Below are 14,141 nucleotides of genomic sequence, written 5' to 3' on the forward strand. Positions count from 1 at the left end.
GCCAGATGCAGGCCCTGGAAAAAGACGGCGCAGTGCACACGATCTGGACGATGATCACCCCCTTTATCGGCGCCATCTGTAATTGTCAGCCCGGCGACTGTCTCGGGCTGCGCACCCTTGCCATTGATGTTGAGACCATGTATCGCGGCGAACAGATGGCGGTGGTGGATGTCTCACTGTGCAATGGCTGTGGTTTGTGCGAGGAGGCCTGTCATTTTGGCGCCATCAGCAGCAGCGGTTCTGGAGAAGAATGTAAGGCGGAGATTGATTCCGGAAAATGTTTCGGCTGCGGTTTATGCCGCAATAATTGCCCGCAGGATGCTATCGGCATGATAGTTAGGCACTAACTGGCGGTAAGGGATAAAGAATGAACTGGCCTGCGGCAGGAAAGCAAGGGCTCCGAGGAAGGCGGTATCAGAAGTCTGCAGGCAGGAGACAGAATTTTTCATACCCTGAAATAAATGGTTTCCATCCTGAATCCTGACTCCTGACTCCTAAAAAAATATACTGCCAAAGAGCATTGTGAATTTTAAATGTGCGGCAGATAGCGAACAACGGGAGGCATCGGGCCGTGGGTATACACCCTGAAAGAGAATAAATTGTCCCGGTTTGTCGGTATTTCACTTGAGTTGCTGGTTAACAGCCGAATAGACGAATTGCGAGACCTGCAGGACAGTATCATCCATCTCCACGAAATTTTTCCCCTCGGTCATCACACAGAGCAGGTAGGGATGGCCGGGATAATAGACAATGCCGCATTCATGCAGCTGCTTTATCCCTTGATCATGCACTTCTTCCCCGAACTTATGGGCAACGGTGATATTACCCGGGATGGAACTGAGCAACCCGTCATGCAGTTCTACCCTGGCAATGTATCCCAAGGCCTTTTCCGACATCGTCTTGTTCAGATAGGAGGCATTGAACAGGATCCGGAAAAACCGGCTGTATGCCTCAACGGAAATCTGGCTGTCATTCCTCCCCGAAGGCGCTTTGAGTCCGGCGACTTTATAGACATCACCCATGACCTCAGCGCTGAAAAAATCCTCCAGCAGAGCGGCGGCATTATTGTCGGAATAGACGATCATGTTGTTCAGCAGGGCTTCGATGGTATAAGCTGTTCCCGGACGGAGGCTGTTTTCCGGATAAATCTCCTGCAACGTATTATAGTCGGTACCTCCGGCGAACCAGAGGGTTTTGCTCAGTAATTCCGGGGTTGACTCGGCTTTTTTCAAAATCCCCATCATCAGCGGAACTTTGAGCAGGCTGGCCGGTGAAAAATTCTCCGTCGGCCGGATACTGAACCAGGGTCCGTTATTAAGATCACGGAAATAGACGGAGGTATTGGTGATCAGACCGCTTGCCAGCCGATTCTCGATAATTTTTTCAACGCCCTTTTCAAAGGGTTCCAGTTCCTTGTTCTCGTTGGACCCTTGGGTCAACTCGCAATCCAGCAGCGGATTGATATAGTTGTAGCCGCTGGCCCGGATTTCGAAGTGATCCTGAGGCGCTTCCGGTATGCTTTCCATAAAGTCTCGCAGCCAGAAACCGATGCCGGTCCCGGCCAGGAGAATAAGGATCGTGTACAATAATAAACCGGCCTTGTGCTCAGCCAGTTGGCGAAATTTCAGCATGTCGATTTCTCATTGCCTGTTTAATAGGAAAGATGATTATACCATTCCTGGTCGTTTTTGTGTCTGGAATTTAAGGAGGGAAATTCCACCACCCAGTTGTCAACCGGCCCCGTTTAAACGATCCCCTGTCAAAGTCATTGACCTGAAATGATTCCGGGTTTAGACTGTTTTTGTTTTGGGGAATGGAACCCGGGGGGCATGAAACAGATCACTGATTATACAGTTCCGCAGGAAGGTTTGTGTCCAGGATACGGTCAAAGATTCGTGCCTGGTGGGGTTATCCGGGAGTCCGGCTCGGCGGGGCAAGTGCCGCCTTACCGGATCTGCTTTCCGAACCGTGATGCCTGGATTAATAATGCAATTATGCAAGCTTGACCCTTAATCTCATTATTACTTAATCTCATTAAACTATAAGCTTGAAATTTTTGAATAGTTACAAGGAGTTGCTTAATGCCTCTTAGTATCTCTTATCTTTTTAACCCTCAAAATTATTTTTTCTCCTATTACGGGGTTCCTGTTTTCCTTGTTGGGATTTACAGTTTTATCCTTGGCACCTATATACTTGATGTACGGCAGAGAAATATTTTTGGGCTGAAATTTTTTGCAGCCTGCCTTTGTACGTCGGTCTGGCTTGTTTCAATTGGATTTTCCTTTTGCAGTGGTAACAAAGAGTTGGCTCAATTCTGGTGCAAAATTACAATGTGTGCTGTTGCCTTTATCCCTTTTACCCAGTTTTCATTTAATGCTGAGATTGCTCCCCGTATTAAAGAGACAAAGATGTACGATTTTCTTTTTTACGGGGCCTTGGTGTTCTCTTTAGTGTTTTCGTTATTTAGTCTGTTTTCCGACTTGTTTGTAAGTGACGTAAGAAAATTTTTCTGGGGATATTATCCCATCGTGGGGCCGGTTGGATATCTGTTTGTCGGGTTTTTTGGTTTTTTGGGTTTTTTTACGCTAAAGGCCTTGCATCAGGGCTATGGCAGGTCAGTCTCTTTAAGAGAACGAGCTCGAATCAAAATAATGGTCTATGCCGTAACCATTGGATATCTCGCTTCAGTTGATTTTATAGCTGTTTTTGGATTCTCGTTCTATCCATTTGGTTACTCTTTTATCCTGGTGATGATATCGGCGTGGACCTATGTGGCGATCCGTTATCATCTGATGGATATTACTCCGCAGACTGCTGCAACTGAGACCTTTGCAGCAATGCCGAGTGCGTTAATTGTTACTGATCTTGATGGCAGGATAAAGTTGGTAAACAAGCGAACCTGTAAACTACTTGGTCATAATGAATCGGATCTGTTGGAAAAATATTTGGGAAAAATTTTAAGTATACCAGAAGAGTATTTGGAAGTTGAAAAACTCCTGGAGAAACCAATACTTGATGATGAGTTGGATCTCACCGCTGGTGACGGGGAGACCCATACAATTTCGCTCTCTGTTTCAGTCATTAGAAATTGGGAAAATGACCCCATTGGCCTCTCTTATGTAATGCTTGATGTATCTCGACGGAAAATAGCCGAACAAAAGGCTTTAATTGCTATGAACGAGGTGGAAGCGTCAAGGGATAAATTACAGCATACAATCGATGAACTTTCTGGAATCCTGTCAAAAATTGTTTCAGATAAAGGATTGGACCTGGACACTCCACAGTTCGTGAAAAATCCATTGATACCAAATTGCTGGGAACTAAAGAATTGCAATATTAAACAGTGTCCAGCGTATGGAAAAGTTGGGATCAGGTGCTGGCATGTGGTTGGTACTCTATGTAAAGAAGTGGTTAATGTGTCTTTTGTAAGAAAGTTGGATACCTGCATCGCCTGTGAGGTTTTCAGGATTTCAACGACTAGTCAACTCTATGAAATCCGCGAAGCTTTCAATAACATGCTCCAAATCCTGATCAATTCAGAGAGAGAGCTCATTAATTCCCGGGAAGCTGCAGAAAAGGCCAACAAAGCAAAAAGTGAATTTTTGGCCAACATGAGCCATGAAATCAGGACGCCAATGAACGGCATTATCGGTATGGCGGAAATCGGCATGTCTGTGGCTATAGATGAAAAGACCAGAAATCTTATTAAAACAATTTCTTTCGAGGCAAATTTACTCAATATCCTGCTCAATGATATTCTCGACCTCTCCAAGATCGAATCCGGTAAAATGATACTTGAAAACATCTCCTTCGACCTCAGGCAGTTGATGGATAATTTCTCCCGAAGTTTCTCTCTGATAGCAGAGCAAAATGACATAAACTACTACTGCTTTTTATCACCCGATCTTAAGACAGAGATTATCGGCGACCCGACAAGGCTCAGGCAGATACTGACTAATCTGACCGGCAATGCCATAAAATTTACACCCGAGGGCGGCGAAATTTTGGTAAAGGGTGAAATCGAGGAGCAGACCGATAAAGAGGTTACTGTATATTTTGAGGTAACAGACACCGGGATTGGGATTGCAGCGGAAAAGCATTCCACAATTTTTGAAAGCTTCACCCAGGAATTCGGTTCAACCTCCAGGGAATATGGCGGAACAGGTCTCGGCACCACCATCAGCAAGCAAATTGTTGAGCTCATGGGAGGTGAAATAGGGCTGGAGAGCGAGAAGGGCAAAGGGACAACCTTCTGGTTCAGGCTTACTCTGCAAAAAGGGGGGAATCTGTTTACGACGGGACCAGACAAGACAATCCTTCATGGAAGAAATGTCCTGCTTGTCAATGACAACAATAAAATGCGGTATATTCTCAATCAATACCTTGCCTCATGGGGTTGCTCGGTCTCTGAAGCCGCAAATGCAAGTGAGGCGCTGGAATTGTGTCGCAGTGCCCAGGATAAACACCTTTCATATGATATGCTGGTTGCAGAAATCAAACTGGAGGCCATGGATGGATTAGAGCTCGTGAAGCGGGTCAGGCAATTGAATGATAATACTGATATGATGGTAATCATGACAACGTTGTCCGGCCACAGGGGTGACGGTGAAAGATGTCAGGCAGCCGGAGTTGACGGCTATCTGAGCAACCCCTTTACATACAGCGACCTCTATAAAACGTTAATTGAGGTCCTCGAGCTTGAGGGCAATGAACTGGGCAGGATAGAAAGTGGACTGGTCACAAAACATTCTGTTTCAGACCATCGAAACAGAGCATTTAATATTCTTTTAGTGGAAGATTACCCCACCAACCAGAAAGTGGCGATAACCCATCTGAAATCATTTGGCTGTACGGTTGAACTTGCAGAAAACGGAGAACAGGCCGTAAAGGCATATCTGGAGAATAATTTCGATCTTGTTTTCATGGACGTACAGATGCCGGTAATGGACGGCCTGATCGCCACCCGCACCATACGGGAGCATGAGAAATCATCAGGCAGGGTGCATGTGCCTATTATTGCCATGACCGCCAACGCAATGAAAGGGGACCGTGAAAAATGCATCGAGTCAGGCATGGATGACTACATTTCAAAGCCTCTGAAAAAAATCGGCATCGCAGACATGATCGACAGATGGGCAACTTCTGGGAAAAATGCCACGCACCCAAGTGCTTCTCCAGATTGCACCGAAACCCTCACCGAGCCTTTACATGCGCTCCCCTTCGATCTGGACAGGGCTATCAAAGAATACGAAGGGGAGAGGGGGGTGGTTATTGAAATAATCGACGAGTTTCTGCTGGATGTAAGAAAGCAGCTTGAGACAATCGCCCGGGCAATTGACGAATCTGACGCCGAAATTATCAGAAGAGAGGCACATTCGATAAAAGGAGGTGCCAGAAATATTACGGCAGAACCGATGGCTGATGCGGCAGCAGCCCTTGAGGATGCCGGCAAGTCTGCTGATATGGGAAATGCTGGTCTTGCCTTGAAAAAACTAGAAGAGGAAATAGATCATTTTGCATCATATTACAGAAAAGCTATAACAGGCCCTCCATGACGAAAGCACATAAATTGGCTATCTTTTATCTTTATACATATAATGACAACCTGGAAATTTTCTGACCTGACCGGAGGTGAAAATATTGCGTATTCTAATTGTTGAAGATGAAAAATTGAGCCAGAAAAAAATGCAGCTTATCATGCAGAACTTTGGCGAATGCGATCTGGTGGCAAACGGTATCAGCGCCATCGACCTGTTTAAAAAGGCCTGGGAAGCTCGCGCCCCCTACGACATCATAACCCTCGATATAACCCTCCATGAAATGAGCGGGATTGATGTCCTTATGCAGATAAAAGATCTGGAAAGCAGTATGGAAATACCGTCGGCAAAACAGGCAAAGATTATCATGGTGACTTCCCATAAAGACCGCGACAATATCACCACCTGTCTAACCGCAGGCTGCTCGGACTATATTATTAAACCCTTCACCAAAGAACCCATCATTGCCTGTTTGCGAAAAGTATTTTTAAAATATGCCCAGGAGAACTTTTCGAAAAATAGCGATTGAAAGAGGGGGTGGGGTCTCCCATTAAAAGGCTCCTTGTCAGGTTTGCGTAGTTGCATTATTAATAACTCGACTCTGAAAGGCGGCAATTGTGGCGGGATGATTGTTGACTGGAGGTCAGGAAAGGGGTCATACAGGAAAGGGGTCCACAGGAAAGGGGTCAGAAAGGGGTCACAGAAAGGGGTCAGGGTCACAGAAAGGGGTCAAGTCTGCTGTTGGCTTTTGGCCAATATTTTCTCTACCGTTCTCAGGTGTTTTTGCAAAGCTCGGTCTATCTCTTTCCGTGCTTTTATCCGCTCGACAGCACTGCTTACTGTACTGTAATTGCTTATTTGAAAATGTTTACCAACAGCTGCAAGTGTATCTCTGCTATGAAGGCGGACAAGATAAATCGCGACATCTCGCGGAAAATTCTCGGTTACCCCTTCTAGACACTGCCATCGGCTCTTTCTTTACCTTAAAATGTTCACAGACAAGGCCAATAATCCTTTCTGCTGAAGGGGCCAACCTCCGAGACTCCGGGATCTCCATATGAAATCGCAAATGGTCAAATTTATCTTTTAACCAATCTTTGAATGGAGCACTGCCCAAGACCGATGCAAGATTCTTCATTGAGTAGAACCGCCCTATCTCCTCGGTTTCACTTTGTGGCAGTATCTCATTAAAAACCTTCTTTTTATGCCACCCGAAAATTATCCTGTTCCAGTCAAAGCGTTGATTCCTGACATGCTAAGTTGACAATAAAATAAAATATAGGTTGACAATTGGTTGACATCCGGTACTCTTGAATTATGCACGTCAAAGAGAAAATACTTGCCCTGATCAAGAAGAAAAAAGCCGTTTCAGGAGTGGAGTTGGCCGCTGATCTCGGGATTTCCCGGCAGGCTGTCAATAAACATTTGAAAAATCTGATCCAAAACGGTTCTGTCTTCAAAGAGGGGATTACCCGGGGAGCGGTCTACAGGATTGCAACCACAGGGAAAAGCTCTCCCGGCAAACTGAGAAAAACATTCATCCTTGAAGATCTTGCAGAAGACATTGTTTTCCGGGATATCTCATTGTTTCTGAATCTACCCCGAATCCTGAGTCCTGGTGCAGCGGAAATTGCCCGGTATACTTTTACGGAAATGCTCAACAATGCAATCGACCACTCAAGATCTGAAAAATGTCATATCGAAATCCTGATTGATGAATTTAATTTCCAGTTTTGCATAAGAGATTATGGGGTCGGAATATTTTACTCTGTCAGCGACAAATTCAAGCTGCAGGATGAAAATGCCGCTGTCGGAGAAATCATCAAGGGCAAGACAACCACCATGAAGGAAAAGCATTCGGGGGAAGGGATCTTTTTTAGTTCAAAAGCTGCGGACACCATGTCATTCAGATCTCATAAGACCAGGCTGGTTTTTGATAATCTTCGGAAGGACGTTTTTATAGAAGAGAAAAAAAACATTAACGGCACCGAGGTTTTTTTCTGCATCAACAAGCGGACCAGAAAAAAACTCGACAGCATTTTTTCCATGTATGCTCCAGAGGAATTCGACTATAAATTTGAGAAAACCAGGGCAATGGTCAAGCTTTTTCAACCTCAATACATATCCAGGTCTGAAGCAAAAAGATTGCTCCACGGTCTGGATAAATTCAAATTAATCATTCTCGATTTCAAGGGTGTCAATGTCATGGGCCAGGGATTTGCCGATGAAATATTCAGGGTTTTTATCAGGAACCACCCGGATATCTCAATAGAAACAGAAAACCTGAGTCCTGCCCTCATGCCGATCATTAAACATGTGGTTGACAATTAAATATCAAAAAAAGTTGACGATAAGTTGACAGAAGGGAGCATCAAGGGGACTTTATTGTTTTAAGCTTTAGCGTGACTTGGGGTCTTGCATAATTGCATTATCGTCTGAAAACCTTCTTTCTATGCCACCCAGGAGATACTGCTCCGTTCACCTTGATGCCTTGTCCTGTTGACCTCTTTTTCCTGGCGACGGGAGCTTCAATTTTTACTCCAACTTCTCCTTGTTTTTGAGATTGTGCATGATCGTATGCGAAATATTTTTCGCTATCCGATCACAATGTGTTGACAGGTCAAGATGATCGGATAAGAATATATTCATGAAATCAGATCGTATCAGAAAGGTTCTTAACCGAATTGACGAAGGCAAAAGACTTATTGATCAGCATCGCCCCTTGCCTGCTTCTGTTCTTGCTCGCCTCAAACAGCAACTTGTCCTCGACTGGACCTATAACTCCAATGCCATAGAGGGCAATACCCTCACCCTGAGAGAGACAAAGCTTGTTCTGGAAGATGGCCTGACCGTTGGCGGAAAATCCATGCGGGAACACCTTGAGGCCATTAACCATCGAGAAGCCATTGCCTATGTTGAAGAGCTGGCCAGGGAGGATGAGCTGCTCCTGGAACGGCACCTCAAGGAAATACATGCCCTTGTCCTAAGGGAAATTGACCAGCAGTATGCCGGGAGATACCGGGATATCCAGGTTCGGATCAGCGGCTCAAATCACCTGCCGCCGGAACCGTTCCTGGTCGGGGAAAGGATGCAGGCTTTTGCCCGGAAATGGCTGACAAATACACAGATCACCCATCCGGTTGTCCAGGCTGCCCTGGCCCATTACGAGCTGGTGGCAATTCATCCCTTTGTGGATGGTAATGGCAGAACCGCACGGCTGATCATGAATCTGATGTTAATGAGAAAAGGCTATGCACCGGCCATCATCCTCAAGAATGACCGAAAGAAGTATTACGATGCCCTGGAAAAGGCGCACAAGGGTAAAACAGAGGATTTTATTTTCCTGGTGGCCCGGGCAGTTGAAAGGACCATTTCCCTCTATTTTGAAGCGATCCCAAAGCTGGCCTCTGGCTTTCTTACAATGGCACAGGCAGCCGAGATAACCTCATATTCTCAAGGGTATCTGAATGTCCTTGCCCGGCGTGGCGCCATACCTGCTTTTAAGCTCAGACGTAATTGGCTGGTGGCGGAAGACGCTTTGCAACGGTATATTGAAGACCACCAGAAAGAGTAGTGGGACTGGGGTCATGTGGCTCGTTTTGTCCTGAAAAAATAAGGACGTGGGCCATTTGTCTCAGGACTTTAATTGTTGGGGAATATATCGACTCTGCGAGGCGGCAATTGTGTCGGGATAATTTTTGATTGGAGAAAAGAACAATGTCACAGGTAAAAAAAGGCAGTCGTGTGTCTGTTTTTTATACAGGCAGGTTTAATGATGGGACGGTGTTTGAAACCAACATCGGTCAGGCGCCGCTGGTGTTCAGTGTCGGCAAAGGGAAGGTCATAAAAGGATTTGAAAGGGCCGTGATCGGCATGATACTTGGACAAACCAAGACAGCGGTGTTCAAACCCTCTGAGGCTTACGGCCCGAAAGATCCGGCTCTGGTCTATACTGTTCAGGAAAGCGAAATACCGGCCGGAACAGATCTTCAGGCAGGGCGCGAGATATCTTTTACCGCCAAAGGCGGATCATTGATCCAAGGGGTGATCACCGGGATTGACGGGGATGAAATTACCGTTGATGACAATCATCCCCTTGCTGGTCGCAGCCTCACGTTTGAAATCAGACTTGTCGATATCAAGTAATCCAGCATCTGGATTCTGTTTAGCTGCAATGGACCGGGCCGTTGGCGAGATTTTTTTCCGGGCAGGTGTTGAAAATATGAAGATAATTTCATAGCATTGAGTTTTTAATCTCTTTGAAGGAGTCTGCCGCCATGATCAAGATGCTTATTCCTTTTCTGAAAGCCGGTCATGCCTTTTTTAACGGCGGCCTGTTCATCGTCATCCTCTATCAGGGATTTCTCGGCTGGCAAAACCGTAGGAAGCGGCTGGCAGGTGAAAAGTTGGATTCCTTGAGCCTGAGACGCCACAGGACCATGGGGCCGTTTCTCGCCATTTTCATGCCGGGCGGCTATCTGGCCGGTCTTGTCCTGGCCTGGCTGGATCATGGCACCTGGTCCAGATATCCTCTGCACCTGGCAGTGGGCACCGCCCTGGTGGTTGCTGTTTCCGGCACCTGGGTCATCTCCCGGAAAATCAAGGCCGACCGCGATGCCTGGCGCACGGCCCATTTTCTGCTGGGCATTGCTATTCTTGTACTTTTTGCAGGTCAGGTACTTTTGGGATTGGGCATTCTATTGGGGTAGGGGTAGGTCAAACCCTTATTTTTGAGACTTGTGGCAGTATCTCCTGAAAACCTTCTTTCTCTGCCACCCAGGAGTATCCTGCTCCGGTTTAAAATATGCATGATCGTATGCAAAATCTTTTTTGTTATTTTATTTTTTTAGAATATTGGTTATTGACTCAAAAGTTTTTGTTTTTTTTTGTTTGTGGATGCAGAAACTCAAGATAAGCTATTTCAGAAAATTATAACCAATAGATATGGCAAATATTATATTTATGTTTAGAAAAGAGCGATCCTGCACATTGTTGATAGATGAATGACCACCACAATGTGGTATAAAATTCTTGACGCACCCCACCAGATTGAGTATCGATTATCAGGCAATATTTCCCAAGTCAGCTTAATTTGAATCTGTCGTCAGAAAGGGACAAAAAGTCATAATTTTCAGTAGAAAAGGCCGTGTCGCCTATTCAGGGTAGCCCGGATATTTGTTGAAATTATGAGGAGTCCTATCGGGTATTTGAATGCGATCAATCCTTTATTCTTTAATTATTCTCGCTGTGGTGTTGACGGTTGGTTCCTTTTTTTTCAGGACCCAGGGAAACCCGACGCTTCTTTTTCTGTCCGGAGCCGGGATGAAAGAACCGGTTGCCGAAATTGCCGCAAATTTTGAACAGGAGACCGGGATAAAGGTGCAGACATATTTTGAGGGTTCTTCAATCCTGCGCGACTATATCATTAATTTCAATACCGGGGATATCTTCCTGCCGGGAGATAAAAAAAATCTTGATGTTTTATCAAAAAAAGGACTGGTGGCAGAAAGTTCTTTTATTGCCTGGCATGTGGTGGCAATCCTTGTTTCTCCCGGGGCTCGTGAACGGATTAAGGGCCTTGACGACCTGGCAGATGAAGGGGTCCGGATCGCGATTTCCAACCCCCAACTGGCAAGCCTTGGTCGGATTGTCATGCAACAAATCATTGAAAAACATCCACGGGGACAGGATATCCTGAAAAATGTTGTGGTGTATGGCTCCTCCAGTCAGGATGTCCTGAGGATTTACCGGGAGGGAGGTATCGACGCGATAATTGAATGGGATGTCATGGCCGGTACTCCTGAAGGTGAGGGACTTATCGTGATCCCCCTTGAAGACTCATATCAGGTGAAGGATGAGTTGTTTGCAGGGTTGCTGACCGCTGCTCAAGATCCGGTTCTGGCCAGGAAATTTTATGTTTACCTCAAAACCAAGGGAAAAGAAGTTTTCCGCAAACATGGCTATAAGACAGAAGAATTATGACTCTCAAGTCTAATATCCTCCTCTTTTCCTTTTTGGCTCTCATGGGATTGATCACCTCGGTGATTATCCTTCAGATGCACAAGTCGACAAACGACAGGCTTTTTCATGCCACCACCCTGCTGGATGGGATCAGGCATTCGACCGACAAAATAGTAATAGAAACCCAGGATGACCAGCCGGACATCGCCGCCATAAAAAAAACCATTGCCGAAATTCCGGGAATATCCCGACAACTCCAGAATATATTGCCGGCAACAAATCAGTCATCAACGCTTATTGACTTAGGCGTTTCGTTCATCCGGATCGGCAGGGTGGTTGAAGAATCGTTTCCGGGGGAAATTCTTGAAAAACCTTTAAGCGAACAGATTCGCAATGAAACGGGCAGGATTGAAGAAGCGGTTGAGACATTACTTGATCTGTCCCGGCAAGAAATCGGCAGGTTGCAGGCAAGGGCTGACAGCATGCTTGTAGTTTTATTTCTTGTGCTTTTTTCGTACATCGCAGGTGTTGTTTTTTTCCTGTTCAGAATGGTTATCCAGCCGGTTCTGAAGTTAAGCAGACAGGTTAAAGAGGTGGCAGAATCCAACAGGATGAGCATCGTCTCTTCATATAAAAATGACGAAATAGGGGAGCTTGCCCAAGAATTCAACCAATTGATCAGTAAACGCCGGCAGGCGGAAGATGAGCTCATACTGGAAGTTACAGAGCATAAGCGAACGGTGCAAGAGCTTAGATATTCACAGTCATTGCTTACAAATATTTTTGAGAATTCACTGCCCATGTGCATAACAAACTTAAATTATGAAGTAATCAATGCCAATGGACCTTATTATTCTGTGTTTGGTGAATATGCAGTAACGGCAGAGAAAAAAAGATGCTACGAAACAAGACCGGGCGAGTTCTGCCATACTGAAATGTGCCCCTTGACGCAGATTATTGCAGGTGCAGAAAATATCTCCCTTGAATCAATAAAACCGGACCATGAAGGGACAGACCGGTATTTTATAATTACCGCCAAACCTTTTCTGGACTCCGACGGCGAGCTTGCAGGTATTGTTGAAACTTTTCAGGACATCACCAAGCGTAAAATTGCTGAAAAACAAAAGCTGGAAATGGAAAAACAGATTCAGCATGTGCAGAAACTCGAAAGCCTCGGGGTGTTGGCCGGTGGAATTGCCCATGACTTTAACAACCTCCTGGCGGCGATTCTTGGAAATGCTGATCTTTCTCTGTATCAGTTGCCCAAGGCAAATCCCGTCCGCTCAAACATCCAGGCAATAGTCAAGGCATCTCTGCGAGCTTCAGAGCTCTGCAAGCAGATGCTGGCATACTCAGGGAAAGGCAAGTTTGTTGTCCAGTCGGTGGACCTGAATGAGGTTGTTCAGGAAATGGGTGACATTCTTGAAATTTCCAGGTCCAAGAAGGCTGTGCTGAAATATAATTTATCAGAAAATCTGCCAAGGGTGCAGGCGGATATTACCCAGATACGCCAGATAGTCATGAACCTGATTACCAATGCCTCAGAAGCCATCGGCGATAAAGAAGGGGTGATCATATTATCTACCGGCGCTATGACCTGTGATCACAATTATTTAAATGAAAGTTATCTGAATGAAAGCCTTCCTGGGGGACTTTACACATATTTAGAGGTTTCTGATAACGGCTGCGGCATGGATAAAGAAACAATAGCCAAGATTTTTGACCCGTTTTTTTCAACCAAATTTACCGGACGCGGCCTTGGTATGGCCGCAACCCTTGGTATTATGCGTGGTCATGGTGGTTCCATCAAGGTCTACAGTGAACCCGGCAAAGGAACTTCAATTAAGATTTTATTCCCTGCTGCCGAAGATCAAGCTTCGGGGATGGTCCAGGAAACGCCGGAGTTTTTGCCGCAATGGCAGGGGAGAGGAACGATTCTGATAATAGATGATGAGGAATATGTCAGGTCAGTAGGAGAAAAGATTCTCAATGCTTTCGGGTTTAAGGTTCTGCTTGCTTCGGGGGGGCGTGAGGGCATTGAACTTTTCAGCGAACATTCACCGGAAATCAGCTGTATTCTTCTGGATTTGACCATGCCGCAGATGGATGGAGAAGAAACTTTCAGGGAACTAAGAAAAATACAGAAAGATGTCAAGGTAGTTATATCCAGCGGCTATAATCAACAGGAAACAATTCAACGTTTTGCAGGGAAAGGTCTGGCCGGATTTGTTCAAAAGCCCTACCAGATAGAAGGACTTATGACTGAATTAAAGAAGGTTATTGATGGGAGTTAATATCTGATAAGTCTGTGTTGTGGAGACCCATCCTTAAAAAAACAGAGGGGAAGGTCGGCACTATCTATCTGTTACTTCCATGGCCCCGAATTGCACCTTTTCTGCTGCGCATATCATAAATCAACCTGTCTCCCAAAATGTTTAACTGGCAAGACATGTCAAATCTCTAATCCATCACTTCAGAATATCGGTTCTGACTCAAAGGTCTTTGTCTCCCCGGTTTCCGGATGCAGAAACTCCAGGTAGGAGGCGTGCAGCAGGAGTTGGTCGCCATCCCGGCCGGTACCGTAAAGCTGGTCGCCGACTATGGGGAAACCAATGCCTTTCTCATGGGAGGCGTGCAAACGCA

10 protein-coding genes are annotated in these 14,141 nt (G+C 45.6%); 9 read left to right on the plus strand and 1 reads right to left on the minus strand.

Features of this window, described 5'->3' with window-relative positions:
- Window positions 1-347 (plus strand): 4Fe-4S binding protein (locus KKE17_01980; protein ID MBU1708750.1); only part of this gene is annotated, 347 nt, incomplete at its 5' end.
- A gap of 273 nt (window positions 348-620) precedes the next feature.
- On the opposite strand, the gene KKE17_01985 is transcribed toward KKE17_01980, so the two are convergent.
- The gene (locus tag KKE17_01985; GenBank protein MBU1708751.1) at window positions 621-1,631 is read right to left on the minus strand and encodes a class A beta-lactamase-related serine hydrolase; all 1,011 of its coding nucleotides are present in this window, start codon (window positions 1,629-1,631) and stop codon (window positions 621-623) included.
- A gap of 450 nt (window positions 1,632-2,081) precedes the next feature.
- Here KKE17_01985 and KKE17_01990 point away from each other — a divergent pair, with 450 nt between their 5' ends.
- From KKE17_01990 to KKE17_02025, 8 genes are all read left to right on the plus strand, one after another.
- Entirely contained in the window at window positions 2,082-5,555 is a 3,474-nt protein-coding gene (locus tag KKE17_01990) for a response regulator (protein ID MBU1708752.1), read from the plus strand.
- Between the two features lie 85 nt (window positions 5,556-5,640).
- A complete protein-coding gene (locus KKE17_01995) occupies window positions 5,641-6,066 on the plus strand; it encodes a response regulator (protein MBU1708753.1) in 426 nt (141 codons plus the stop codon).
- A 788-nt stretch (window positions 6,067-6,854) separates the two neighbouring features.
- Window positions 6,855-7,868 (plus strand): DUF4325 domain-containing protein, encoded by a 1,014-nt coding sequence (locus KKE17_02000; GenBank protein ID MBU1708754.1) that lies wholly within the window; start codon window positions 6,855-6,857, stop codon window positions 7,866-7,868.
- Window positions 7,869-8,184: 316 nt separating this feature from the next.
- A complete protein-coding gene (locus KKE17_02005; GenBank protein MBU1708755.1) occupies window positions 8,185-9,111 on the plus strand; it encodes a Fic family protein in 927 nt (308 codons plus the stop codon).
- 143 nt (window positions 9,112-9,254) lie between these two features.
- Window positions 9,255-9,683, plus strand: a complete 429-nt coding sequence (locus tag KKE17_02010; GenBank protein MBU1708756.1) for a peptidylprolyl isomerase — start codon at window positions 9,255-9,257, stop codon at window positions 9,681-9,683.
- A 131-nt stretch (window positions 9,684-9,814) separates the two neighbouring features.
- Window positions 9,815-10,246 (plus strand): DUF4079 domain-containing protein, encoded by a 432-nt coding sequence (locus KKE17_02015; GenBank protein ID MBU1708757.1) that lies wholly within the window; start codon window positions 9,815-9,817, stop codon window positions 10,244-10,246.
- Between the two features lie 502 nt (window positions 10,247-10,748).
- Entirely contained in the window at window positions 10,749-11,519 is a 771-nt protein-coding gene (gene modA, locus KKE17_02020; protein ID MBU1708758.1) for a molybdate ABC transporter substrate-binding protein, read from the plus strand.
- Window positions 11,516-13,792: a response regulator gene (locus KKE17_02025; GenBank protein ID MBU1708759.1), complete on the plus strand. Its 2,277-nt coding sequence runs from the start codon at window positions 11,516-11,518 to the stop codon at window positions 13,790-13,792. Before modA ends, KKE17_02025 begins: the two co-directional genes overlap by 4 nt.
- Window positions 13,793-14,141 lie beyond the last annotated feature (349 nt).

Source organism: Pseudomonadota bacterium (genome assembly GCA_018823135.1).
Lineage (GTDB): Bacteria > Desulfobacterota > Desulfobulbia > Desulfobulbales > CALZHT01 > JAHJJF01.